The following is a 25,922-nucleotide window of genomic DNA, read 5'->3' on the forward strand; positions in this document are numbered from 1 at the left end:
AGGCTTGGGCGGCGATGCCTGCGGCGCCGGCGGTTTTCCCGGCGGGGGCACTGTGGTGTTGGCTGGCGAGCGTCGTCCGAACATCAAGTCTCTGCCTTTCCGGTTCTTTCAGACGCGCGGCGTCCGAGATTCTCGGGCGCTCGCCGTCCCCGCCGCCGACTCCGGCAGGCGGGCACTTCACCTTTACGATGCCGCGAAGATTCTGCCGATGAGACCCTTCTTGCGGTTATCCTTATCATCGGACTCGGGCGGGGGTGCGTGCAGACGCTCGGCAATTTCCCGAATAGCTGCCCGCGCCTTGCTTTTCGGACTGTGGGAGCGGAGCGCCTCTCCGAGGTTGATCGCTCCGCTGACGGCTGCCCATTCGTCCGGAACCGAAGCGTATACCGGTAGTCCGAGCGTTTCGGAGACGTCCTCGACCGATAACGACCCCGACTCCTTGCCCGTACGGTTGCAGATCAGCTTGGTTCGCTCGAGGTTGTACCCGCCCTCGCGCATCGCCTCGATGATTCGTGCCGCATTCCGCACCGACGGAATGAGCAAATGAACCACCAGCAGGTTGACGTCGCAAATGTCCAGAACCGACCTGGCGCTCGGGTCTGAGCGGATCGGTCCGTCGGTGATTACGTATTCGTTCATTTGCTGGAGGCAAGTGAGCAATCCGGTACATGAGGCTGCCGTGATCGTCTCCGCCTGAGCGAAGTTTGCCGGTCGACTGAGCACGTGCAGTCCGCTGCTGTGCCGTACCAGCGTGCGCTCCACGATCTGCGGTTCCAATTGCTCGGGTGAGTTGCACAGGTCCGCCAGCGTGTAGGTCGGCTCGACGTCCAGGAACGTCGCCACCTGACCGAATCGATAGTCGAGATCGACGACGGTGACTCTTCCATCCGCCAGGTCAGCCAACTCGGATGCCAAGTTGGCCGCCAGCATGGTCGCACCGACACCGCCGGAAGCTCCCATGACCGTGATCAGTTTTCCGCTTGCGGTATTCGCCACGCGCTGCATGGCCACGCGGGATACGGCTTCCTGCAGTGATTCCTGCTCGATGGGATATGGCAGGAATTCGCGGACGCCGAGCCGCATCACCTTCAGGATCAGCGGACCGTCAGTAGAGCGCGATGTCGCAAACACAGCCGCCGACGTTTCCTGAACAAGCTCGCCGATGGCGGGCAATATCGCGTCGGGATTGGGATCGAGATTGACGACGATGGCGTCGACGGGGAACTGCCGGGCGGCCTGGAGGAGCAGGGCGGCTTCCTCCACTTCCGCTACGATCTTTGCGCTGTCACATCCGTGGATTAGCGCGCGGAGAGGGCGGGTCAGCTCTTCTTCGGGGTTAAAGACAATGAACCTGACGTCTTGGGCCATCGACTCGATCGTCACCCTTTCGCAGGTTGTCAGCAGTGGAGGATCGGTGGCGGGAACACGCGGGACGAACCCGGTCCGGTTTGACCCGGACCGGGTCCAATCATCCGGCATGGGATCTTACTGAATCAGCTCGACCGGGCGCTGACCGCCGATCCGTTGGAAAATCTCCACCAACTGCGCACTGTACTCCGTGATCGAACCTTCCGCGTGGAAGTGTTCGCCCTGAGTTATATCGGCAATTTGCTGCATCAACGCCTGATTCGCCTCGGCTCCGACGCTGACGGCCACGATACGAATTCCAAGCGCTGCTGCGGCCTGGGCTTGTGCGACGGCATAGGCCGCACCGGCCGATTCTGCCGCCTCGCTCGTTCCGTACGATCCCGTGGCGCTGACGTTCGCGTTTCCGTCCGTCAGCAGGACGATCACCTTGCGCGACGTCCCACGGGCCCGCGTGCTGGTGAGTTCCTCGATGCCGCGGGCGATTCCGCCCCCGACATTCGTATACGAGTCGTAGTGACCCGCCTGCATCGCCGAAAGGCGATCGCTGACCTGTGCGAAGTCGTTGGTCAGATCGACTTCGTGCCGTGCCGTAGTCCCATAAATCTCCAGGGACAGCTGGTCGTTCGTACCCTGGCCGTCCATGAAGTTGGCCAGATATCCGACCGCGTCCTTCACGGCCTGCATCGGCTGTAACGGCACATCCGCCAGTTCCGGCGTCTGGCTGTGGCTGCCCCGACGCTCCATCAGGTAGTTCGTGAGCGTCTTGGCCCCAAAGCGATACCGGAATGCCGAGTTGGCCTTGTACATTTCGTTGTAGATCGAGTTGACGTAGTTGTTAATGTAATCACGCCAGATTGGAGCGGATGTTGACGGGCTGCGGCCCATCAGGCTGGCCGTGTAGACCACTTCCGATCCTCCTACCCAATCATTGGCGTTTCCGGCTTGAGACGCGCTCAGCCCGCGTTTCTGCCAGAGTGGCGGGTTTCCGTTGGCATCGACGCCCAGTCCGCTGTACCACTCGCCAACGCCGAGCGCGGCCGCGGCGCGATACTGCCAGGCACCGTCGGCGTCGTAGATTGGGCTGGTGAGTGCATTGATTTCGAGCTGATTGTATCCCTGCTGGGCGAGGAAGCTCTTCAACTGGTTGTCGTTCCAGAACTTATTGTAGCCGAGCTCAACCAGACCGGAGTCGGCCGCCGGGTCATAGCTGCTGTCGACGCTTTCCGTGCCATAGCCGAGTTTGGTCATGTAACCCCAGGCGGGTCCCGCAGCCTGTGGCACGCTGCCGTCTCCCTCGATCCACTCAGCAGGAATGTCGTCGATATTCCAGTTGCTTCCGATGTCGCCCAGCCCACCAGGCAGATTGGCCCAGACATCAAACAGGTTGGTGTCTGTCAACTTGTAGTGACGCAACTCGCTGTCGTCCGAGTGCGACCCCGAGAGGTCGGCAACAATCGCAATATCGCGCGGCACCATTACGGCCAGCGCCTCGGCGGAAAGGTCGGCGCTCTGGAATCCGAGGGCCTTCGCGAAGTACAACGAAACGGATCCGTTGGGCGAATCGGCGGTGTGCCGTACGCGCACGCGCACCGCGTCGGGTAACGGAGAATTCGGCGTGAACGTGTACTGATTGGCGGACGAGTCGAAGTCCGCTCGACCGAAGACTACGTCGGATGTAGGGTCGATGGTCAGCGTGCGGCCGAAAACGGAGTTCTTCTCGGTATACTCCTGGGCCACGGCCCGCGCCAGGTCTTCCGGGTTTCCTCCGCCGTAGTCGGAGAGTTTCGCTGCCGCGGCGAGAGCCGCCGCGTCGGCCGTGCGTTGCAGGTCCGCCCGGACGTTGTAGAGTGCGCCGACGTCGACCGTCAGCGCCGCGAATCCCAAGATCACCACGATGAAGACGGCCACCTGCACCGCGACCACCGCGCGTTTGCGACCGATCTGCATCCCTCCAAGGATTCTGTAGCGTTGCATTGCCTCCACCCTCCAGATACGAACCGACACACCCATGCAACAGGCTCATGAAGCGTCACGTTCGCCTCCGGGAGGGCGATCGACACTCAGCGGTCTTCCCACTACCGCAATTCCGCAGCGCCCGCGTATCCCCACGGGCCATGAACTAGTAGCTCATCACGTTGACTGAGGATTGCGGCCGTCGACTCGTCCGGCATATCCTCGCACTCAGGACCCGTACATTCCGCGCGTTCTCTCTGTTCTACCAAGCCTAACATATAGAGATCGAAATCACTGGGGCTTTTTACGGAATCTGTTGGCAAGGGAACCGTCTGGTTGGCCTCCAGCGGCGCGACAATTTCGGGCGTTACGAGAATCACCAGTTCCGTGAGCGAACGCTGGAAATTAACGGACCGGAACAATGCACCGAGCACGGGAAGATCGCCGATACCCGGCACGCGATTGGCAAGTCCGCGAACCTGCTCGTTCAGAAGACCGGCAATGGCCAGCGTCTGACCGCTGCCCATTTCCACGGTCGTCTCGGCGGACCGAGCCGTGAGTCCGGGAACCACGAATCCCTGGAATTGCACTGCGCTCGAGAAATCGAGCTCGGACACCTCAGGCGCCACGCGCAGGCGAATCCGCTGATGCGATCGGACGACCGGCGTGAAGTTCAAACGCACGCCGAACTCGCGAAACTGGATCGTGACCTGATCGATTCCCTGGGGAACCGGGATCGGGAACTCGCCGCCGGCCAGGAATGTCGCCGTCTCCCCGCTCGTCGCCACGAGATTGGGTTCTGCGAGCACCGATGCGAGAGAATTCTCAGCCATCGCCTTGATGAAAAGCTGCATCTGCACGCGCGGAAAACCCAGCGACAGCGTCGTGCTATCCGCGAGCGGGATCCCGTCCGTTCCCGTTAGGAACGGAATCGTGCCCGTCACGGGGAAGTCCGCGGCTGCCCCGATGTTCGACGGATTGATTCCACCAACCTGATTGACGAGGAAGGCATCCTTGAAGTCGTCTCCCGCAAGGAAGCCGTTGATACCGAGTTCGCGCACCGCACGGCGATTCACTTCAGCCACAGTGCAGCGCAGCAGAACTTGATGCTCCCCGGCAACTTCCAGGTGATTCTGAACTGCCGGTTGCGCGCCTTCGCCGCCCAGTCGCGGCAGATAGAGGTTGGCAAGCTCCTCCATACGCTTGGCCCGCTCAGCGCTCGAGACGGTTCCCAGCAGGATGATGTTGCCGAAAATCGACTTTGCCTCAACATCACCAAGTGGGTCGATTTTCTTTAGCGCATCACTCAGCTCGCTGAGATCGACTTCGACCGTTACCTCCAGGACGTAGCGCTTCTCGTCCTTGTCCCAGAGTACGACGTTCGTCCGGCCGTACCGCTTGCCTGTCAGGAGCAGCTCGGTCGGACTGACCGCCTGGACATCAACAAGGTCCGACGATACGACGTCCGCTCGGGAGACCTCTACGGATGTCTCGACGATTGCGCTGCGCTCCAGCGGAACGGACACCTGGCGCGATTGTGACGTGACATCGACGACCTTCACGTCAAACCCACCGCGTGGCGGGGTGGCGGGTTGCGCGGCTCGCAGCGATGTCGGCAGCGCGCCGAATCCGAAGGTTACTAGCATCAGCACCGCGCCGGACCGGACGCCTCGTGCGATCGCCGGCAGGACAGGCCTCTGAAGGCCTTTCTGTACGGTAGCGAGCATTACTCTGTCTCCTGGAATTCCGAGCTGGGTTCTTCTTGCAACGGTTGATCGGTGTCCGGCCGATGCGTCGGCGGTGTCACACCGGGACGATACGGCAAAGACGACTGCGTCGGACGCCGTGAACGCGATCCCCCCGCTCGATCGACCGGTCCGTCCCCGACGCCGATGATCGTCCGCGAGTGGGCGTTTTCGAAAGTCAATCGCTCGATCTTGTTGCCCTTTTGATCCGTCGAGCCGTAGAAGATCACCAGTCCGTGCGGGGGCGGCGGCTCAGCCACCGGTACCGGGATCGACTCGGGTTGCGGCGGGGCCGTGCCCTGATCCTCCTTGGGAATGAGCCCCAGGAGCTTCGCGTAGTCGAATACTTCCTCGCCGACCACCTCGACCTTTGCGACGCTTGAGTCTTCCCCGCGCATCGAAAGCGTGATCTTCCCCTTGGTCGAAGCGAGGTGAAGTTTGGGTGCCTCTTCCTCTGGTACGGCCAGAGTCGCTGACTTCGCCGGCTTGACGGTCGAGTCGGTGCCGCCGGACGTCCCGCCCGTTTCTTGTCCGATCGCCAGGACCTCGATGTTCTGGAGAATGGTCTCGGCGATCGTTTGCTTCTTGCGACTGCCGGGCGATTGAACGTCCATCACCGCAATGACGTCGACGTAGTCTCCCGGTTTGAGCTGATAGGCGACGCCGGAGACTTCGTCGATCTTCACCGACACGGCACGGAAGCCTTCCTTGATCCGGCCCTTCAGTCCGGGCTCCGTTCCGGGTGGTGCCAGCATCGACTTGAGCAGGGGCGTATTCTGTGCGACGGGCTTGGCCACGACGCGGCGTTCCTTGACGAGGTCCTCCTTGGAGGTGAGTCGTTCTGTTGCCGGAACGAGCCCGGCGTCCGTCGTTTGGACCTCTTCGATCATTTCGTCCGTCAGCAGGCTGAAGGCCTCGATGTCGTGTTTGGCCCGTACGAGCGTGATGGTCTGTTTCTCGCTGTTGGCGCCCTGTGCCTTCTTGACGGCATCCACCAGAAATCGAACGGCGACGAGTCCGACGGCCAGACCCAGCACCAACGGAATGATGGCTTTGCCCTTCATAATCGATCCCTTGTTCAGTCGAGCCACGACCCCGCCCGCGCGGGTTCCATACGCTGCAAGCGCGATATCCTTCCGGCGATTCGGCCTGCGGGACCACTTCCCCCGGCCACCCCGGACATGCCCATATGCTTATCGGATCGGATTCGACGCGATTGGACTAACCACGCGAAAAAGTTCGGCGTCCCGGAGCGAAGACACGCTGAATACGTGTCCCGTCCGCCTCTGGGTGAGGTTGCCGGCGCGGCGCCCGGCGGCGCGCGCGACAGGCCCGGCGCGTGCCGGGCCATTGTGCATTCGCTGCTGACCTCTGTGGGCCGCTCAATTCGCGGGCCGCGGAAAAGTTATCGGCCTCTGCGTCAACTTCCGCTGCCGACGCCTTCCTTCCGCATGCTGCAAACGGCGGTCAGGTTGTAATTGTAGGTTCCGAAAAATCCGCCCACGAGCGACACGTCGGAATACGGGATCGAGATGCTCACCGTCTCGACCGGATCGGCCTGCGTAGCATGCGTCAACGAGACGGAGTATCCATTCAGTCCCGTGGGCGACAACGCTTCGTCGACCCGCGCCATGATCCCCGCGTCGGTCGACGTCTGGAGCGACGCAAAGCGGCAGCCCTCGCGGGCCGCATGCTGAAGCGACTGCCGGATCATGAACACGTAACCAAATTCGATGATCGCGAACAGGATCGCGAGAAGCAGCGGAAGTATGACCGCAAACTCCACGATCGCGGCGCCCCGCGCCCGGTCTGATCCGCGCTCACGCACATTGCGAAACCACCCGCGCTTCATAGTCATACTCCCCACCAACCGAATGTGGTCGCTGCAAGAATCAGCAGCGTGCCCGCCGTGAGCGGCACGCCGTACGGAAGCAACTGCGACGTACTACCGAAGCTCTTCGCCGAGCCGAACTCCGAGAACATCGTCTTGCTGCTCGAGCACTTCGTCAGGATCACGCCAAAATTGGCCAGCGCCGACTGCGTTCGTCCCGACGTGACGATCATGATGATCGCCGCAATCGCCCCGAAGATCACGCCGACGAGGAATGAGCAGAACGTCAGCCAGGGCCCCAGCCATACGCCGATCGCCGCCATGAGCTTGACGTCACCCGCGCCCATCCCATGCATCAGCCACGGCACGATGAGCAGGCCGAATCCCGTCCACATGCCCAGGAAACCCGTCCATGCGCCGGACCATCCGAAGAAGTACGCCTGCACCGTGAAGCCCGCGATAATCAGCGCGAGGTTCAGCCAGTTCGGCACGCGCTTCTGGGCGTAGTCAATCCACGAAGCGAGCAGGATCCCGGGGACGAGAACCAGCCAGGTGATCGTGAGGAAGCTGAAAGTCATTCGATGGACTCCTGGGAAACTCCGCCCGCCTCATGCGTCACACGAGAAAAGCACGATTCGGGCGCGGCCGCGCTGCCTTCTCCCCCCGGAGAGAATACGATTCAAAAAAGGTGGGCGCCACCGGTTTCGGCGGCGCCCACCCGGCTGTCCATCCCTTTGCCGCGGATCCCCCGGACGCTCCCTCGCCGGTCTTGCGAAACGGACCCGCAGGCGCCGTGCGGTCGGACCGGCAATTACATACCGGCCAGCGAGCCCTGCACGTTACCGAAAATGCGGTCCACTTCGCCGCCAAGCAGCGTAATGGTGCCGATGGCAGCCACGATAATGAGCGCGAGCATGACGGCATACTCGGTCGCAGTCGGGCCATCCTCGGACTTCAGGAAACGCTTCGTCACATTCAGAAACTGACTCATCTAATGCTCCTCTCCTGGATTTGTGGCCGCCGGGCGGCCTGAGGTTTCGCGAGGGTCGTTCAGGACTCGAAAGGTGAGCCTGCCCTCCATACGACACTCGGACCTCCGCAGGGTCGCGAGCATGGCATTCGGGAAAGCAGCCGGGCTTGACCCGGGTCGCGACTTCCGGTTCCCGTGCGGAGCAGCCGCACCGCAGAACCTCGTCGCTGAACCCACGGGCGAGTGCCACTCGCCCGTCACTGTTTCCCGCCTTCACTCTACGAAACGCGCCACTCGCAGGCAAACGCGGCAGGCATGATTTCTCAGCACCGGCCGCGCCGCGAGGATCACCGGGCGCGCTACAAGTCTCTCTCCGGTCGGCATTGCCGACACGGGGTGCATTGACGCACTGAACGCAGCCGCGCCCTCCGTCGGCGATGCGGAACAACCCGCACATTGTCGCCGACATGAAAGCCCGACATGAGCCCTGGGCTTTTGCGTTGCTCTCATGATCAGACGCTCGCCACGGCAGTCGAAATGGCTGCGTAGAGTCCGCCGACCTGCTGGCCGAATGTCTGCATCGTCGCCAGCACGCCGATCGCGATCAATGCCAGCAAAACGGCATATTCCGTTGCCGTGGGACCGTCTTCCGATCGCAGGAATTCGACCGTTCGTCGAAGTGTCCGCAACATCGTCCACGCTCCTTCCCCAGCGTGTACCTCGTCGAGGAGAATCGGGGACCATCTCCGACCCTGCGCTTCGACTTTGGTGCATCTGTAACTTCGAATACACTGATGAGAAATGCAAAGACTGGCCGTGAAATTCGTTGCTCAGCAGGGTTCACGGAGAAACGGTCCGAGAATTACCTTGAATGGAACGGCACACTTTGATGGGCGTTGCAGATAAGAAGGGCGGACACCCCGGTTGGAGGTGCCCGCCCAAATCACGACTCGTACTTGATGTCTACTCGGACTACCGTCTGTCTGATTCACTGGCGTTCAGCAAGTCGACATATCGGTCGTAGGCCTCAGGGTTGCGGGCCTGGAGGTCTGCCTCGTTGGCGTAGACGTCGATCACTTCATCTCCGCCGGAACGCGTCCGCACCTCGATTGTCCCGTCCGGCATGGCCTTGATCGTACGCTGGACGTCGGAGAACAGCGGCATCGCGAATGCGTGAACGGCCCCTTGGTGATTCAAAAGACCGCGGAGGCCTGCGAGTCCCTCCTCGGAGAGAATGCCCTCGTTACGAAGCCGGTCCATAGCCGCACGGAGCTCGTCCAGCGCCTTCTGATACGATTCCTGAGCCTGCCCAAACTCCTGGCCCATTGCCGAATGCCACTGCATCAGCCCATCATGCAGATCCTGAAGGTTCAATTCGATGTCGAACTTCCCGTCATCACTGAGAAACTGGAGACCGTTATCTGTCATGTCTCCGTCAATCTGCACCATGACCATGCGGTCGGACTGGTTGAAAAGATCATAGGCCTCGACGTCGCTGGCCTTCAGGTCTTCCTCGGTCGCGTAGGATTGTGCGTCCTCTTCGCCGGCGGCCGACGTGCGCGTGACCACGATCGGACCGTCGCCTTCGCGCTCCACTGAAAGACTGCTGCCGTCACGCTGGGTTCGCGTCTGGACCTTCGTGCCGTCCTCGGTCACGAAAACCTGCGTGGTTACGGAAACCTCTCCCGGGAGAATCTCGCGAATCTCCTGGGGCAGGTCCGCGAGGTTGTCCAGGTCGCCGAGCTCCTTGACCACCCACTCGCCCTGCGGGCCGCGCTGGATGAACTTGCCCCGCGTGCGGATGTGCTCCTCAATCTCGCCGAGTTCGACTTCCGGGAGCCGGGTTTTGAACATTGTCGCCGGCATTTCCGCTCGTGAACCCAGCACCACCGGGACCACCTGTTCCTGTCCGTCACGCAGCACGCGCACTTGGACGGTGTCGCCGGGCACCCGTGATTTGATCGCATCGACAAACGCCGATACCTGACCGTCCACCATCTGGCCGTCAACGGCCAGAACGACGTCATGCACAGCCAACCCGGCTCGGTCGGCCGGACTGTCCTTGACCACGTTGGCAATGGTCATGCCCGTGCCTTGGAGATTCAACTGTGTATCGAGCGCCTCGTTTACCTGCTCAATAACAACGCCGAGCCAGCCTCGATTGGCGGCGTCGGCACTTGCTTCGGCATTGGCGATACGGCGGACCTTGATCACGCCCGGTGCGTTGGCGTCGCCTTCCTTGTTGACGACAACTTCGATGTGGTGTTCCGTGCCGTCGGCGGCATTCCAGGTTCCCGTTGCGTCGGCCCCGGCGACGAATACCTGCACGTTGCCATTCGCCGCATCCGCCACCGCTCCGGCATCGGCGCCGGGCGTTACCACCACCACACGATTCGTCGCCTGCGGCGTGCCTTCCTCGATGGCCGAAGCCGTTGTAGAAATCACCCACGGCGCTGCAAGCGCCATGATCAATCCGATTGTCACCTTCATCGTCTTGCTCCTTGAGGACCGTCGAAATCTCATCTGCGACATTTTTTGCTCGCCCTTCGCACAGGTGAGGGCCGATCCGCGGTTCCGACCGTCGCCCATGCGAGGAATTGATCAATACGTCTCAAACGGCGCAACAGTCACACCCTGCGGCGGTGCTTTCACGGAGCGGACGTAATCCACTTCGATGATAAAGAGACTTCCGTCGCGCCCGCGAATACCGATCACACCGCGATCCGTATTTCGCCTGATCTGCGGCCGGCTCCAGTCTGCCAGGCGCATCACATTTCCGTTGTCGGGCGCCGTTCCGCGAACGGGAAATGCACCGTTCGATGGAAGTCCTGTCGCGCCGGGAAGTTCAGCAACATGTGGTGTCGAATTGGGCGCATCAACCGCCGGTTTCGGATAGGGGATAACCATGGCCAAAAACGCTGCGGCAATGGAACCGGGAATCAGCAACCAGCCCCGATGGCGAAGCCAACCGGTCCTTCGCGGTGGACCACTCGCCGCCGCGGGCTCGAGGTGAAGCCTGCCCGGCGCAGGCATCGAATCGAAGCGCTCGTGGAGCGCCGCCGCGCAGTCCTCCTCAAGCTCCCGCAGGGATTCGAAATAAACTCGGGCCTGCGGGTTGCGAATAAGCTCCCGATCCAGCTCCAGCAACTCCGCTTCGCTCAGCTCGCCGTCCAGACGGCGGCTGATCAATCGCTCAATGTGCTCGGGAATCCGTATCATCACACCATTCCACCTTCTTCTGCACGGCCTCGCGCAGCATGCGCCGGGCCCGCACCAGTCTGGTCTCTACGGTGTCTACCGGGAGGCTCATGGTCTCGGCGATTTCCTGATAGCCCCATCCCGCCAGATGCCGCAGAACAAAGGGTTCTCGGTATAGCGCCGGCAAGCCGGCAATCGCGGCAAGAACTTCCGTGTGGGCAACGTAGGAACTGGCCGCTCGACCATCGCCTGTCGAAGGCGACTCGCTTGCCGCCGTTACATTCTGATGCGCCGATTGCCCCGAGTTGACTCGACGCTCCCGTGTAATTCGCCGACCCGCGTCGACCGCGGCATTTCGCGCCATGCGATAAAGCCACGATCGCCAGGATCGGGTTTCGCGAAGTTCCTGGGCACGCTGCCATACGTTCATCCACACCGATTGCGACACATCGTCCGCCAGGTCCGCGTCCCCGAGGACGCCGAAGACCACACCTCGAACCCAACCGCCATGGCGCCGAATCCAACGGTCCAGGGCGTGGCGATCGCCACACCGAATGGCCTCGACCACCGCGGTATCGGCGTCGAACTCGGATTCAACCCCCATGGCCCTCATCACCAGAAAAGACGTCCATCGCGTACGGAACCTGTCGCAATTCGCGCGCGGCTTCCCTCTTGCCACACTTGTCCCTATTCGGGAACCAATTCGAGAGATTACAAACCAATGTGAATAAATATGTTAGGCGAAAACCGTCTCGAGCGGGAGTGGAATTGGTCGACGGGTCGGTCCGAGGACCGTCACCGCATCCCGTCCGAGTATCTGCATCAGCCGGCTGAGAAGCTCGGTGTGGCAGCGGACTCTGAGTGAGGCGTGGCATTCGAGCTGCGCGACCAGATCGTCTTCAGTTTGGCAATTGAGATAAACTGCTGCTTCACCCCGGCTTTCGCGAAGCAGGCCAACCAGCGCGTCCAGGTCGTGCCCTGCGGCTAACGTCAGAATCAGAGCACGCCCGAAAGTCTCCATCGCTTCGTCCTGACTGATGACCTTGGAAATGCGAATCGAGGGCTCTTCGCGGCGACGATCGACCTGGCCTGTGACGAAAACGAGCGCATCGGGCACAAGCGCCGCTCGTTGCTCGGCCATGTCAGAGGAGAAGATTATGCCTTCCACTTTGCCGGCCAGATCTTCCAGGCTGACGATGCCCATCTGCCGCCCTGCGTTGCGGCCTCCACGCGTCGTCACGGTCCGAAAGGCCGTAACCATACCTCCCAGGGTTACTTCCATTCCGTCCTGAAATCGGACAAGGTCGGTCGTGGATGCCGTCGTGCAAGCCCGCAGGAGTAGCTCGTGGCTGGCGAGGGGATGCTTGGTGATGTAGAAGCCGAGGACTTCCTTTTCGTGTGCGAGCATTTCGGCTTCGTTCCACTCCGCGGCGGACAGGGCGGGCTCCACGGCGACGGCCGGGGAGGATTCGCCAAATCCGAAGAGCCCGAGCTGGCCGCTGCGACGGTCGCGCTGAGCACGCTGTCCGCCGGCGATGGCCCGTTCCAGCGCGTCCATGAGCGCCTTGCGCATGGCTCCGGTTTCGTCAAAGGCGCCGGCGCAGATCAGCGCCTCGACGGCCCCGCGATTCACCGCAGACAGGTCGACGCGCTCGCAGAAATCAAAGAGTGATCGAAAAGCGCCGCCACGCTCGCGTTCGTCGACGATGGCGCCGACGGCCTTTGCTCCAACACCCTTGATCGCGCCCAAGCCGAATTGAATCGACCGCCGGGATTTTCCTGGGTTGCCATTTGCCCCAGCTTCCGATTCCCTTTCAACGCTGACGACGAATTCGTATTCCGAGCGGTTCACATTCGGTGGCTCGACCGTGATGCCAATCTCGCGGCACTCTCCGCAGTATTCCGCGACCTTCTCGGTGCTGCCCATTTCAAACGTGATCAACGCGGCCATGAACTCGACCGGAAAGTACGTTTTCATCCACGCGGTTTGATAGGCGACAAGGGCATAGCCGGTGGAGTGGGCCTTATTGAATGCATACCCGCCGAACTTGAGGATATCGTCAAAGACCTGGTTGGCGACCTCGCGTCGAACGCCATTGGCCACGCATCCTTCGAGGAAGGGCTCGCGCATAGCCTCGATCATGTCCGTCTTTTTCTTGCTGATGGCTTTGGCAAGTCGAAAGGCGGCCTTGAGTTCGATCCCACCCAGGCGATTCACGACGCGGGAAACCTGCTCCTGGTACACCATGATGCCGTAAGTTTCGGTGAGCACCTCAGTCATGATGGGGTGGGGCGTGTTCCAGGCGGCGCCGTGTTTGCGGGCGATGTAATCTGGGATGTACTCCATCGGCCCGGGGCGGTACAGGGCGTTTGCAGCAATGAGATCCTCGATGCGGTTGGGCTTCATGCGCATGATCACTTCGCGCATGCCTCCCGATTCGAACTGGAAGATGCCTCGCGTGTCTCCCCGGGCGATGAGCTCATAGACCCTCTGGTCAGTCAGATCAACGTGGGTCAGATCGATGTTCTTCCCGCTGCTGCGCTCGGCGAGTTGGCGAGCGCGCTCGAGCGTCGTGAGCGTGCGCAAGCCCAGAAAGTCCATTTTAAGCAGGCCCACGCGCTCGACGGACGGGCCGTCAAACTGCGTGATCAGGGCCTCATGCCCTGCTTGGCGGTAGAGCGGCAGGAAGTTGTCCAGCGGTTGATCGGCGACGACCACACCCGCAGCGTGAACGCCGGCGTTGCGGGCGACGCCTTCGAGCTTGCGGCCAATATCAATGATCCGCCGCACCCGCTCGTCGCTCTCGTAGCGCTTGCGCAGCTCGGGCTCCTGCGACAGGGCCTTGTCCAGCGTCATCTTCAGTTCGACGGGCACGAGCGCCGTAATCTCGTTGGCCTCATTGAAATTCAGGCCGAGCACGCGAGCGACGTCCTTGATCACCGCCTTGGCCTTGAGTGTGTTGAAGGTGATGATCTGGGCGACGTGGCCGTACTTGTTGCGAACGTAATCGATGATTCGCGCCCGGCCGTTCTGGCAGATGTCCAGATCGATGTCCGGCATCTCGTCGCGGTCGGGATCCATGAAGCGTTCGAAGTACAACTCGTAGCGGATGGGATCGGGGGCGCTGATGTACAGGCAATGGGCCACGACGGCGCTGCATCCGCTGCCGCGGGCGCCGACGGGGATGCCGTGCTCGCGGGCGTAGTTCACGACGTCCCACACGATTAGGAAGTAGCTCGCGAAGCCTTTGCTGATAATGACATCCAACTCGTACTCGATACGCTCGCGTAGTTCGTCGTTGATGTCGCCGTAGCGCTCCCGCGCTCCCTCGTAGACGAGCTTCCGCAGGTAGGCGCCGTCATCGAGGGACTGGCCGTCGTCGTCGCGGATGTCGTCCGGAACGCGGAACACCGGCGCGTGCCGGCTCTTGAGGTCGAGCTCGACGTTGCACATGTCCGCCACACGCAGGGTGTTGGCCAGCGCTTCGGGTCGATCGGGGAACAGCGACGCCATCTCCTCGGCGGTCTTGAAATAGAACTGATCGGTGGGAAACCTGAAACGCTCCTCATCGGAAACGAGCTTGCCAGTATTGATGCAGCAGAGCACGTCGTGGGCTTCGACGTCGCCGTGGTCGAGGTAGTGCACGTCATTCGTGGCGATCAGTCCGACGCCGAGCCGTTTGGCGAGATCGACCAACTCGGGATTGAGCGTCTTCTGCTCGCTCATCCCGTGGTCCTGAAGTTCGATGAAGAAGCGGTCCGGACCGAAGATTTCCAGATAGGACTTCGCCAGGTCCTCGGCGACGCGCCCGTCTCGTGTAAGGAAGGCTTGCGGAACCTCGCCGCCGATGCAGGTGCTCGTACACAGCAGTCCGGCGGAGAACTCGCGGAGCACGGCCTTGTCGATGCGTGGTTTGCGATAAAACCCCTCGGTATAGCCGATGCTGGAGAGCTTCAGGAGGTTCCGGTAGCCCTCGTTGTTCGTGGCCAGAAGCAGCAGGTGGAAGGCTTCCTTTCCTTCGCGGGCTTCCTTCATGCGCCGATCACGATCGGTCAGGTAGGCCTCGCAGCCGAGAATCGGTTTGATGCCCGCCTTGTGGGCCGCGGTGTAGAATTCGACGGCGCCGAAGAGGTTGCCGTGGTCGGTCATGGCCACGGCCGGCATGTCCAGGCTCTTGGCCCGATCCATGAGCGCCTCGATGCGCGTAGCCCCGTCGAGCAGGCTGTAGTGCGTGTGCAGGTGAAGATGGACGAAGCGGGGCGGTGTCATGGTGCGGTCGCGCGCAATGGGAAACGGTGTACGGCGTTCATACTATACCGGGCATCGGACCGTTGTCGCGAACCGCGGGCACTTGTCGAGATTCGAGCAAGAGCAAGCGGCCGAATGCGCCATTCCGGCATGCGCCGGATTGACGAAGGGGCGCACGTCGATGGCAACCTATTCGCGAACGGTGGTTTCCGACCGATTCAACAGGAATATCACAGCTCACCGAGCATCTTTTTGAGTCGATCAGCGTAGTCCCGGCACTCGTCGTCGTGACAGCGCTGCGCGCAAATCTCGATCATCGGGGCTGCACCCTTGGGATCATCCCCGCAAAGCTGCACGCGGGCCGCGAGGCAATACGGCCAGGGGCTCTCGGGCAGCCGAGCGGCGGCGATGCCCATCGCCAGGAGGAACTGCTCTTTGGCGGCGGGGCCGTCGCTGGCATTTCCTGCACTTTCGCAGAGCCAATCCGCCCGTTTGGCAGCCCACCGCGGGGCGCCTTGGAGGAGACGGTAGTAAGCATACGAAGCATGTTCGAATGGGTGGTTCACCTTCGCTGTGTCCGGTCCGAGTTCCGGGGGAAACTCGGAAACACCGACGTTGTCATGCTTACCGGGATCGAACGGTCTCGGCATTGAAGTCGTCAGGTTTCTGGCGAAGTTGGCGTAGGCTTTGGCTTCAGTGCCGGATCCCAGTTGTTGCTTGATCCGGTCCCACATTGTCACCGCCTCTTCCGGCCGGCCTTCTCGGAGGTAGAAATTGTGGATCACCACGGCTTGGTCCAGCGTGATCCCTGGACTTTCTTCAGCCGCCTTGTAGGCCTGCTCGGCCGCGCGAATATTCCCCATCGACTCGTAAAGCTGTCCGAGATTTGCGGCCGCGACGGCATTGAGAGGATCGATGGCCAGCGCTTGCTGATAGGCGTCAATGGCTTCTTTCACGTGTCCGGTTCGAGCGCGAATCACGCCGAGATTCGCCCAGGCCGCCGGATCGTCGCCGTACCAATCCAGCAAGGACAGCAGGCTCCGCTCGGCCGCGGCGAGCTTCTCCGGCGTTCCCGCGGCGATGTCCAGTTCAGCGAGCCCCAGGATGGCGGGTACCTCATAGGGATTGTTTCGCAGGGCCTGCTCGTAGAGTCGACGGGCGTCGGCCGGGCGACCTCGATCGCGATAGAGTGATGCCAAGCGGACGATCCACGGATTCTTCAGGGGGGCGATCTCAACCGCTTTCTCGTAATACGGGATCGCCTCGTCGATACATCCCATCTCTTCGTAGGCCCAGCCCAGACGATAGTGGGGGCCGCCGCGATCCGAGGCCAGCTCGAGTCCTTTGCCAAGTTCTGAGAGCGCCTCGTCGAAGCGCCCGAGTTTGATCAGTGCGGCACCGACGGCCTCATGTGCTTCGCTGCGGACACGGGGATCCTCGTGGCGAAGCTCCCGGCGGGCGAGATCGATGGCTTCTTGGTAGTTGCCTACGTTGTAAAGGGCCCATGCGGCACGCTCCCAAACGTGCTGGGCATCCGGGAACAGGTCGGCGATGCGCCGACTTTTCACAACGGGATTGTCGTAGAATGAGGCTACGTGCCAGCTCTGGGCGATCGATGCCGCGACGATAATCCCGCCGGCAACTGCTACGCCAATTCGCAGCACTGCGGACTGCACTCGCTTCGCAGCCCGGCAGTACAGCGCCAAAAGGACGACCCCGACGACCCATACGAGGCCGACGATGGGAAGATACATGTAGCGGTCCGCGGCCAGCGCGTTGCGCGTGGGGACGACTTGGAGCGTGGCGGCGATCGCGGCCAAGAACCAGGCGAATCCCAGCGCCGCGGGGCGGAGCTTCCAGACGCACCAGGTGGCGAATCCCAGCACGGGTACAACGATCAACATCGCGCGCAGCGTCAGGGGTTCGGTCCAGCTCACCGTGCCGGGTGCCGGATACCAGCTCGCCAGTCCCCGCGGCCAGACGAAGTGTTCGAAGTACCAGCCTAGGGAGATGAGACCCCGGGCGAGTCCCGGCCCAAGCAGGTTTTTTTCGGCGCCCTCGAACATGCCGGCTTCGTCGGTTGCCTGGAGGTTGATCCACGTGAAGGCAGCGGTGATGGCCGTGCTTGCGGCCCAAATCAACCAGAATCCGTGGCGGGGGCGGCGGCGAAAGGCAAGCGGAACAAGGAGCATCAACAGTGGCAGTTCAACGCGGATCTTGCTGATTGCACAACAAAGGGCGAAGAAGGGTACCAGTACTGACCAGAGGGGCGAGGGTGTCCGCATCCAGCGGCAAAGGGCCAGCAGTGTTGCCAGTGCGAACAGCGTGGAGAGCAGCATCATCCGGCCGTTAATCCAGGCGACAACCTCGACCTGCAGCGGATGGACTGCGAACAGGAGGGCGGCCACGAACGCGATGTAATCTCCTGTGGCTGGGGTACTTGCAGTACCATTTGAGAGAATCCGATCTTCGCCGTGGTTCGTTTCGGCGCGGGGCTCTTCGCTTGCCAGCCTGCGAATCAGCAGGAAAGCGAGCACGGCGTTTAACGCGTGCAGCAGTACATTGTCCAGGTGGAACAACCAAGCTCCGGCGTCCACGCCGCGCTCGAATAGACCAAACACCTTGGCGACGGCAAATTCCGCGGAAAAACTCAAAAGCGGTAGCGGCTGGTATAAATCGCGATGGACGATCCGGAAGAGCTCGACGGCATGCGCCAGGGACGGCCGGCTGACCAGGACGTGGTTGAGCACAAGGCGGTAGTCATCGCCGCCGACAAACGTCCCCCGCAGGGTTGGCGCGCCCATGATCAGCGCCGCAAGCACGACCGCAGGCACCATCCAGGCTGTCCTTGATCGCTGCGCCAAATTGTCGTTTTTTGTCGATCTCAACAGGCGATCGCATCCCGCACGGGCTATTCCCCGAATCCAGGGCTGTTGGCCCGACGACGGGTTACGTTGTCCGTCGCCGCCGGGGACCGCGGGAATCCCCGGAGAAAACGATGATTCTACGCCTTATCTACGCTGCCCGGAATGGTCGGGTTTCGGGAGGCGATCCGCTTTCGGCGGCCGTGTCACGTTGTACTCGGAACTCGGCTCGATCAGAATGGGAGCGGTGCGTGGCGGGGCGAACCTTGTTGCGTTGAATAGTATCCTGGAAGCCGCGCGTTAAAGCGGTGGGCATTGAACCCAGTAGGAGAGAGCACGATGGCTTCTGCGAAAGAAGTGATTCTCGGTCAGTTGCAAATGAGCGGTTGGCTGTTGGAGCAGATGACGGCTGACCTGTCGGATTCGGAATTCTTCAAACCCGCCGTGCCCGGCTCCAACCATATTGCGTGGATCGTCGGACACATTGCCTATTCCGAGGACGGTTTGACCGCCAAGATCACCGGGCAGGCGCCCGCATTTGGGGAGAAATTCGCCGGGACGTTCGGCGGTCAGTCCAAGTGCGTGCCGGACGCTTCGAAGTATCCACCGGTGAGCGAGATCAAGTCCATGTTCCTGACAGCGCGCGGCAGGGCCATCGAGGGGCTCAAGATGTTCGACGAGAAGCGCTGGAATGATCCGTCGCCGGAGGGTATGCCCCGCGAGTACTTCCCCACGATGGGCTCGGTGTGGCAGCTCCAGGGTACACATGCCTACTGGCACATCGGGCAGCTCACGACCTGCCGTGTCGCCATGGGCAAAAAGCGCGTGCTTGAATAGAGCAGGCGCATGCACCCGATCAATACGTCATGAGCGGCCATCGCCGAATTCGATTCTTTCTCGGTCTGATCGCCTGGGCGTTCGCATTCTATGCGGCGGGGCGGTCCGTGATGACCGTCCAGGCTCGGGCCTCGCGCCCGGCGGAATTTGTGGTCCTCCAGCTCGATCCGACCATGACGCTCGAGCCGGGAGATATCGTATACCTCGCCTCCGATGCAGGGCTCGAGCAAATCGGTGAAGTGAATGCCCCTCCGAGTGAGGACGGGCTCGTGCCGCTGGCCGTCGACCCCGTCGCTTTTCGTTCGCTGAACGCCTCCACCGAGGCTACGGTCTGGTCGACTCCGCTTTCTGCCGAGGATGCCCTTGCCGCGCTCCTGCCGCCCACCATCCAGCACCGCGCAGCAGAGATCATCCTGAGCGACTGGCGCCTCCACCAACAAGCTCTGGCGGAGGCGTGGGGTCCCCTCGCCGCTGATCTTGCGATAGCCTTTGTCCAGACGGTCTACCCCGACGTCGAGGCGGCCGTACAGAAGCGGGAGGGCGAAATCGTCGCGGTACTGTCCAGGCACGGGGAATCTCTGCGTGAAATCTGGCCAGAGATCGAAGCGAGAATCAGTCCCATTGTGGCTGAATACCTGACACCAGTTCTGGCACGACTTCTCGAAAACGCCCTGGCGGAAGTCCCCAAGATGCGCATCGTGTGGCAGGTCGCCCGTGGGCATCACGCAATGGCGTTTCGCCTGCTGTTGGACTGGGTGGCGGACTACCTGACGAATATACCCGAGCCTGACCGTGCAGCACTGGGCGAAGCGGTCGAGACGACGTTGAATCGCATCAGCGAGGATCCCATCGTGGTCGATCGATTCACGGAGTGGGGTTCACAGATTGTTCACGATGAGGCGCTCGCGGCCATTCTGCTCAATATTTATCGTGAAGCAGTGACGGAGAATCCGCATACGGCGCAATTCCTCCGCGAGGAGATCATGGACTCTCCGCGGGTGCGCAGGCATTTCTACGAACTCATCGAGCTCTTCGGACCTACGGCGCGGCGGGTGGCGGCGGCGTGCCTGTTTGACGAGCAGGGGACCACTCGGCCGGAAATCGTCCATTTAACGCGGTCGATTGCCCTGGATCGGAAAGTGAGCTGGGTAACGCTTCGAACCGCGGATCCCGGCGCCGAGCCGTTGCTGCCTGCGAACATCCTGCCCGCGATCCGCGGAGGTACGGCTCGATGACCGCCGAAGCCATCGTCGAAACGCCCTTGCTTTCCATCCGCAATCTCAGTGTGCGACTTCCCAACGGGCGTGTCCTGCTTCGAGATTCCGAGCTGGACGTGGCTCGCGGCGAATTCGTGTTGCTGGTCGGTCCGAGCGGGAGCGGGAAGAGTACGCTGCTCAAGTACATTGCCGGGGTGCTGGAACAGGAAGGCGGGCCGACGATCACCGGCGACGTCCTGCAATCCGGCGAAACGCCCTCTGATACGAAGCGCAATGTCGGCTTGGTTTTTCAGGACCATGCCCTCTTTGACGAAATGACGGCCGAGGCCAATGTTCGATTTGCCCTGGACCACGCTGCGGAGCGGGATGGTGGCAGGGATGGCTACGCCCGGGAGTTGCTCGCGTCGCTGGGCGTTCCAGCGGGGACGCACCTATCGCGGCTGAGTGGCGGTGAGCGGCAGCGCGTCGCCGTGGCCCGGACACTGGCGCTCGATCCGCCGCTCCTGTTGTTCGACGAGCCGACGACCGGGCTCGATCCGGTTCGTGCCCGTGCCGTGGCCAATCTCATCCGCAAAACCTTCGAGCGCCCTGGCCGCTCCGTTGTCGTTGTTACGCACGATTACCGTCCGTTCATGGCGTTCAACCCCCGCGCCGTCGTGCTTGACAGCACCGCGCAGAGGCTTCGCGAGATACCGGCTGCGGAACTGCCCGACTTCTTCGAAACCATCGATGTTGATGACGTGCCTCCGGATGAAACCGACCAGGCGACCCTTCCCGATTTGCGTCTGGGTATTGCGGCCTGGGTTCGCGCGCCGGGGGACGCCCTGTTGGCGCTGCTCCTTGCGTCATGGGCTGTGGTGGGGGGATGGCGCAGGCCGCGATGGAAGCTGCGCTACCTCTGGCACTATTCGCGTATCGCTCTGTTCGGCAGCACGGCCATTTTTGTTGCTCTGGCGGGTGCGATGCTCGGTTTCGTTTTTACATCGTTCAGTTTCGCCCAGCTTCCCTACACGCAGATTACCGTTCCATTGCTTACTGAAGAGCTGCTGGCCGCGACCGGGTACAGCACTTATCGCGTCATCGTTCCGTTGTTGATCAGTGTGCTGATCGCCGGAAAGTGCGGCGCCACCATCGCCGCGGACGTGGGTTCCCGGCGACTGACGCACCAATTCGAGGCGTTGCGCAGTTTCGGTGCCCGACCCGAATTCTACCTGTTTGGCAGCGTTGCGCTAGCCATGACCGTCGGTGCTCCGTTGCTGAATTTCCTTGCTTATCTGTGCAATACCTATGCTGCGCTGATCGCCTTCCTCATGACGTCCGAAGATACATCGATCGCGGTTTTTCAGAAGAATTTTCTCGCAACGGTTTGGCCGAGCCGCCTGGCGCTTCCCCACGGGACAGGGTGGGTCGTGCTCAAGTCCGCCTCAAGCGGCCTGCTCGTCGCGGTTCTGGCTTATGTTATCGGTGCCCGCCGCAAACTCGCATCTCCGGACGTAAGCCGCGACGTGAGCCTCACGATCTTCTGGGCCACCATTGCCGTACTCTTTCTGCACTCGCTTTTCTCTTTTGTCGAATTCTGAGAGGCGCGCATCAGAGGCTTGCGTTTCGTATGAAGCTCCGGTTGTTCCCGATGCGAGACAGTGCCGGGGAAGTCCGCGAAATCAGGCTGCGACGTGCTCGCAGCCAGTGCCACGATGTGGCACTGAACTTTGCCCGGGTGACGTTGAGTTATGGAGCCCTCCTGGTTTCGCAAGGGCCCCCGTCCGCGAAACTGTTGAATCAGAGTCAGCAAATCCCTTGATTTTAAGCCGATAATCCTAACTTCATACTTAACTTCTCAGATCGAATGTCGCCGCGAGTCCGGGTCGATACCTACAGCAGTACCAGGTACGGAGAGCGATAGATCTTGAAAGAAGCTCGGCCCATCATCCTGGTCGCCCATCCCGATGGTTGCTGGCGGGAGAATCTCCGCCAGGGTCTCGCCGCACATGAGCTGTCATCGGTTCCGATTCAGCCCGGCGCCGACCTGTCACAGGAGCTTGCAGACCGCACAGTCCGAGGCATCGTCGCGCGGATTGATCCCGAGAACGAGGCGGACCTCACGTTGTGGCTGAGCGCGCTCCGATGCTCTCGTCCTGATTGGGCGATTGTGGCGCTCTTGCCGTCAAGCTCGGCGCAGTCGTTACGCCTTGTGTTTCGCGCCGGTGCTGATGATTGCATGGAAGGGTCGCCCGGAGTGGAGGAGCTGATCTCTATCCTCGGAGATGCAGCCAGGATTCGCAGCGTACAATGCGGAGGACTCTGTCCTGGTTCATCCGTTCAGGCCCCCGCGGACGGTGCCGAGACCTGCCTTTCCTGTTTGGAATCAACGCGAGCGCTGGTGGCCGCCGTCGAAGCGAAAGACCTCCACACACGGAACCACTCGGTTACCGTTTCGAGGTACGCGACAGAAATCGGCCGTCGCATCGGGCTCAATGGTCCGGAGATCGCTCATTTGCGGGCGGCCGCGTTACTGCACGACGTGGGCAAGATCGGAGTCCCCGACGACATTCTCGCCAAGCCCGGTCCCTTAACCAACACCGAATACGAGATTGTCAAACGCCATCCCGAGATCGCTCTGCAGATCCTCGGGCACCTCAGGAATCTCAAGGACGAACGTTCGCTGATTCTCCATCACCACGAGCGTTACGACGGCCGGGGATACCCCGCGGCCTTGAAGGGTGAACACATTCCACTGGGGGCGCGAATTCTGGCCGTGGCCGATTCCATTGATGCCATGTTTTCGCCGCGCAGCTACAAGCCGCCATATCCGCTGCGGCAGGTGCAGCGCGAGCTTTTCGTCGGATTGGGGCTGCAGTTCGACCCCGATATCGGCCGGTGTGCAATAGACTGGCTGGAGAATTCGCCCGAGGACTTTGCCCAACGGACCACGAGCGGCGCCGGTGCTCCTGGCTACGCCAATACATGCGGCCGGTGTGGTCTTGTCGCAAAGGATCAGGACGCCACCAATTTTCGCAGTACTGTCGGAAGTATTCCGTTATTGCGGTAGTACTCCACCTCAACCGGGCTGTCGATTCTAGCCAAAACTTCAATCGTGCGGCTATTACCGCTCTTGGCATCGGTGAGCTGAACCTCGAGCATCTGCCGCGGACGAAGACCATCCGAGAGCGACGGGATTTCGATGATTTCGTGTCCGGAAATGCCCAACGATTCCGCGTTCTGACCGTCGACAAACTGGAGCGGGAGCACGCCCATTCCCACGAGGTTGCTGCGGTGGATACGCTCGAAGCTTTCAGCCAACACGGCTCGAATGCCCAGTAGCAGCGTCCCCTTCGCAGCCCAATCGCGTGACGAACCGGTCCCGTACTCTTTCCCCGCAATGACCATGAGCGGCGTGCCTTCCTGCCGATAACGCTCCGCCGCTTCAAAAATGGACACTTGCTGACCGCTCGGCAGGTGTACGGTCACCCCACCCTCGGTACCAGGGGCGAGTAGGTTGCGCAAGCGCACGTTGGCAAATGTCCCGCGGGTCATCACCCGGTCGTTTCCCCGCCGCGAGCCGTAGCTGTTGAAGTCCTTCGGGGTCACACCATGGTCCTGCAAGTATCGTCCGGCCGGGGAGTCGGGTTTGATCGATCCGGCCGGGGAAATATGGTCCGTGGTCACCGAGTCGCCGACCATCACCAGCACGCGGGCGCCCTCGATCGGCGTAATGGACGGGACGTCAGTTGACAGACCCTCGAAGAACGGAGGCTCCTGGATGTATGTGCTGGAATCCTGCCAGGTGTAGGTCTCGCTTTTCGGGGCAGAGATCCGATTCCATTGCTCGTTTCCGGTGAAGACGTTGGCGTACTGCTCGCGGAATCGCTCGGCGGTGACGTTCGCGGAAACCGCCTCATGGATCTCCCGTTGTGTCGGCCAGACGTCCTTCAGGAACACCGGCTTTCCGTCCTTCCCTGTCCCCAGCGGCTCGTTGAGCAGATCGATGTCTGTAGTGCCCGCGATGGCATACGCCACGACAAGCGGCGGCGATGCCAGATAGTTTGCCTTCACCGAACCGTGCACGCGACCTTCGAAGTTGCGATTGCCGCTCAGCACGGAACTGGCGACCAGCTCGCCCTTGCTGATGGCCTCTTCGACTTTCTCGGGCAGCGGTCCGCTGTTGCCGATGCAAGTCGTGCAGCCGTATCCTACGGTGTGAAAGCCCAGTTGCTCCAGGTAAGGAGTCACCCCGGCGCTGCGCAGATACTCCGTGACGACCCTCGATCCCGGCGCCAGGCTCGTCTTGACGAAGGGCTTTACCTTCAGGCCCTTCTCGCATGCCTTCTTGGCAAGGAGTCCTGCCGCCAGCATGACCGACGGGTTGGACGTATTCGTGCAGCTCGTGATCGCCGCAATCACGACGGACCCGTGTGTAAGCTGATCGGCCGTGCCGTTCAGCTGGACTTCGACGTGCTTCTTGGCGGCGCTATCGTCCAGCCCGAATCCCCGCTCCTTGACGGGTGCCCGGAGCGCCTTTCGAAATGACTCTTTCATCCGGCCAAGCGGAACGCGGTCCTGCGGGCGCTTGGGTCCTGCCAGCGAGGGTTCAACGCTATCGAGGTCGAGCTCCATGGTGTCGGCGTATTCGGGATCAGGCGTACTGTCCGCACGGAACAGCCCTTGCTCCTTGCAATACAGCTCGACGAGATTGATGAGATCCTTGTCCCGTCCGGTTCGTTCGAGATAAGCCAGCGTTTGGCCGTCGACGGGGAAGAAGCCCATCGTGGCTCCGTATTCGGGAGACATGTTGCTGATCGTTGCCCGATCGGCCACACCCATCGCACCCAAGCCTTCGCCATAGAATTCCACGAACTTGCCCACCACGCCCTTCTTGCGGAGCATTTCCGTGACGGTGAGCACCAAGTCGGTCGCCGTCGTCCCTTCCCGCAGCTTGCCCGACAACCGGAACCCGACGACCTCGGGCATGACCATGAACAGCGGCTGCCCGAGCATCACTGCTTCCGCTTCGATTCCGCCCACGCCCCAAGCCACGATTCCCAGCCCGTTGATCATCGTCGTGTGGCTGTCCGTACCGACCAGGCTATCCGGCAGGGCGTATGTTTTTCCGTCGATCTGTCGCGTCGCCACGACTCGGCCGAGGTACTCCAAATTCACCTGGTGGACGATTCCTGTTGCCGGCGGGACGACCCGGAAGTTGTCGAAAGCCTGTTGCCCCCAGTGCAGGAACTCATACCGTTCCCGGTTCCGCTCGAATTCCATCCGCGAGTTAATTTCCAGCGCGTTGGCCGAGCCAAATGCATCCACCTGAACCGAGTGGTCAATGACCAGATCGACCGGAACCAGCGGATTGATGCGCTTGGCGGAACCGCCCAATCTCGCCATGGCGTCCCGCATGGCCGCCAGGTCGACCAGTGCCGGCACGCCGGTGAAGTCCTGGAGCAGGACCCGGGCAGGAACAAAGGGTATCTCGCGGTCATTCGCGTGTTTTTTCCAGTCGACGATAGCCCGAACGTCTTCCTCCGTGATCCGGAAGCCGTCGAGATTCCGCAGAGCGCTCTCCAGCAGGACACGCAGGCTGAATGGCATGCGCTCGATACCGGACATGCCGGCCGAGGCGAGTTTAGGAAGACTGAAGAACTGCACGTTTCCGGGCGCGCCTGGGAGCATGCTCCGCACGCCGAAGGGAT

At 61.6% G+C, this 25,922-nt stretch carries 18 protein-coding genes; 4 read left to right on the forward strand and 14 right to left on the reverse strand.

What is annotated here, in order from left to right:
- Positions 1–183: 183 nt before the first annotated feature.
- From J5J06_14620 to J5J06_14680, 13 genes are all read right to left on the reverse strand, one after another.
- Positions 184–1,368 carry a hypothetical protein gene (locus J5J06_14620; GenBank protein MCO6438326.1) on the reverse strand — a complete coding sequence of 395 codons (1,185 nt, stop codon included), beginning with the start codon at positions 1,366–1,368 and terminating at the stop codon, positions 184–186.
- Positions 1,369–1,485: 117 nt separating this feature from the next.
- Positions 1,486–3,342 carry a VWA domain-containing protein gene (locus J5J06_14625; protein ID MCO6438327.1) on the reverse strand — a complete coding sequence of 619 codons (1,857 nt, stop codon included), beginning with the start codon at positions 3,340–3,342 and terminating at the stop codon, positions 1,486–1,488.
- Between the two features lie 101 nt (positions 3,343–3,443).
- Positions 3,444–5,048, reverse strand: a complete 1,605-nt coding sequence (locus tag J5J06_14630) for a type II and III secretion system protein family protein (GenBank protein ID MCO6438328.1) — start codon at positions 5,046–5,048, stop codon at positions 3,444–3,446.
- A complete protein-coding gene (cpaB, locus tag J5J06_14635; protein ID MCO6438329.1) occupies positions 5,048–6,130 on the reverse strand; it encodes a Flp pilus assembly protein CpaB in 1,083 nt (360 codons plus the stop codon). The genes J5J06_14630 and cpaB overlap by 1 nt, the downstream gene beginning before the upstream one ends.
- Positions 6,131–6,486: 356 nt before the next feature.
- Positions 6,487–6,918 carry a pilus assembly protein gene (locus J5J06_14640; GenBank protein MCO6438330.1) on the reverse strand — a complete coding sequence of 144 codons (432 nt, stop codon included), beginning with the start codon at positions 6,916–6,918 and terminating at the stop codon, positions 6,487–6,489.
- Positions 6,919–6,920: 2 nt separating this feature from the next.
- Complete coding sequence (locus tag J5J06_14645; protein MCO6438331.1) at positions 6,921–7,475, reverse strand: prepilin peptidase; 555 nt, start codon at positions 7,473–7,475, stop codon at positions 6,921–6,923.
- 233 nt (positions 7,476–7,708) lie between these two features.
- Positions 7,709–7,888: a Flp family type IVb pilin gene (locus J5J06_14650; GenBank protein ID MCO6438332.1), complete on the reverse strand. Its 180-nt coding sequence runs from the start codon at positions 7,886–7,888 to the stop codon at positions 7,709–7,711.
- A gap of 491 nt (positions 7,889–8,379) precedes the next feature.
- Positions 8,380–8,559 carry a Flp family type IVb pilin gene (locus J5J06_14655; GenBank protein ID MCO6438333.1) on the reverse strand — a complete coding sequence of 60 codons (180 nt, stop codon included), beginning with the start codon at positions 8,557–8,559 and terminating at the stop codon, positions 8,380–8,382.
- A gap of 280 nt (positions 8,560–8,839) precedes the next feature.
- Positions 8,840–10,357, reverse strand: coding sequence for a PDZ domain-containing protein (locus tag J5J06_14660; protein MCO6438334.1), 1,518 nt, complete (start codon positions 10,355–10,357; stop codon positions 8,840–8,842).
- Positions 10,358–10,468: 111 nt separating this feature from the next.
- A complete protein-coding gene (locus tag J5J06_14665; GenBank protein ID MCO6438335.1) occupies positions 10,469–11,086 on the reverse strand; it encodes a hypothetical protein in 618 nt (205 codons plus the stop codon).
- A complete protein-coding gene (locus J5J06_14670; GenBank protein MCO6438336.1) occupies positions 11,061–11,669 on the reverse strand; it encodes an RNA polymerase sigma factor in 609 nt (202 codons plus the stop codon). The genes J5J06_14665 and J5J06_14670 overlap by 26 nt, the downstream gene beginning before the upstream one ends.
- A gap of 132 nt (positions 11,670–11,801) precedes the next feature.
- Positions 11,802–15,335, reverse strand: a complete 3,534-nt coding sequence (gene dnaE, locus J5J06_14675; GenBank protein ID MCO6438337.1) for a DNA polymerase III subunit alpha — start codon at positions 15,333–15,335, stop codon at positions 11,802–11,804.
- Positions 15,336–15,544: 209 nt separating this feature from the next.
- On the reverse strand, positions 15,545–18,151 hold the full coding sequence (locus J5J06_14680) for a tetratricopeptide repeat protein (GenBank protein ID MCO6438338.1): 2,607 nt from the start codon (positions 18,149–18,151) through the stop codon (positions 15,545–15,547).
- 366 nt (positions 18,152–18,517) lie between these two features.
- Between J5J06_14680 and J5J06_14685 the strand changes: the two genes are divergently transcribed.
- From J5J06_14685 to J5J06_14700, 4 genes are all read left to right on the forward strand, one after another.
- Entirely contained in the window at positions 18,518–19,015 is a 498-nt protein-coding gene (locus J5J06_14685; protein MCO6438339.1) for a DinB family protein, read from the forward strand.
- A 29-nt stretch (positions 19,016–19,044) separates the two neighbouring features.
- Positions 19,045–20,250, forward strand: a complete 1,206-nt coding sequence (locus J5J06_14690; GenBank protein ID MCO6438340.1) for a hypothetical protein — start codon at positions 19,045–19,047, stop codon at positions 20,248–20,250.
- Complete coding sequence (locus tag J5J06_14695; GenBank protein ID MCO6438341.1) at positions 20,247–21,812, forward strand: ATP-binding cassette domain-containing protein; 1,566 nt, start codon at positions 20,247–20,249, stop codon at positions 21,810–21,812. Before J5J06_14690 ends, J5J06_14695 begins: the two co-directional genes overlap by 4 nt.
- A gap of 326 nt (positions 21,813–22,138) precedes the next feature.
- On the forward strand, positions 22,139–23,281 hold the full coding sequence (locus J5J06_14700; protein MCO6438342.1) for an HD-GYP domain-containing protein: 1,143 nt from the start codon (positions 22,139–22,141) through the stop codon (positions 23,279–23,281).
- On the opposite strand, the gene acnA is transcribed toward J5J06_14700, so the two are convergent.
- A complete protein-coding gene (gene acnA, locus J5J06_14705) occupies positions 23,227–25,902 on the reverse strand; it encodes an aconitate hydratase AcnA (protein MCO6438343.1) in 2,676 nt (891 codons plus the stop codon). The genes J5J06_14700 and acnA overlap by 55 nt on opposite strands.
- Positions 25,903–25,922: the final 20 nt, after the last annotated feature.

Source organism: Phycisphaerae bacterium, assembly GCA_024102815.1.
Lineage (GTDB): Bacteria > Planctomycetota > Phycisphaerae > UBA1845 > UBA1845 > JAGFJJ01.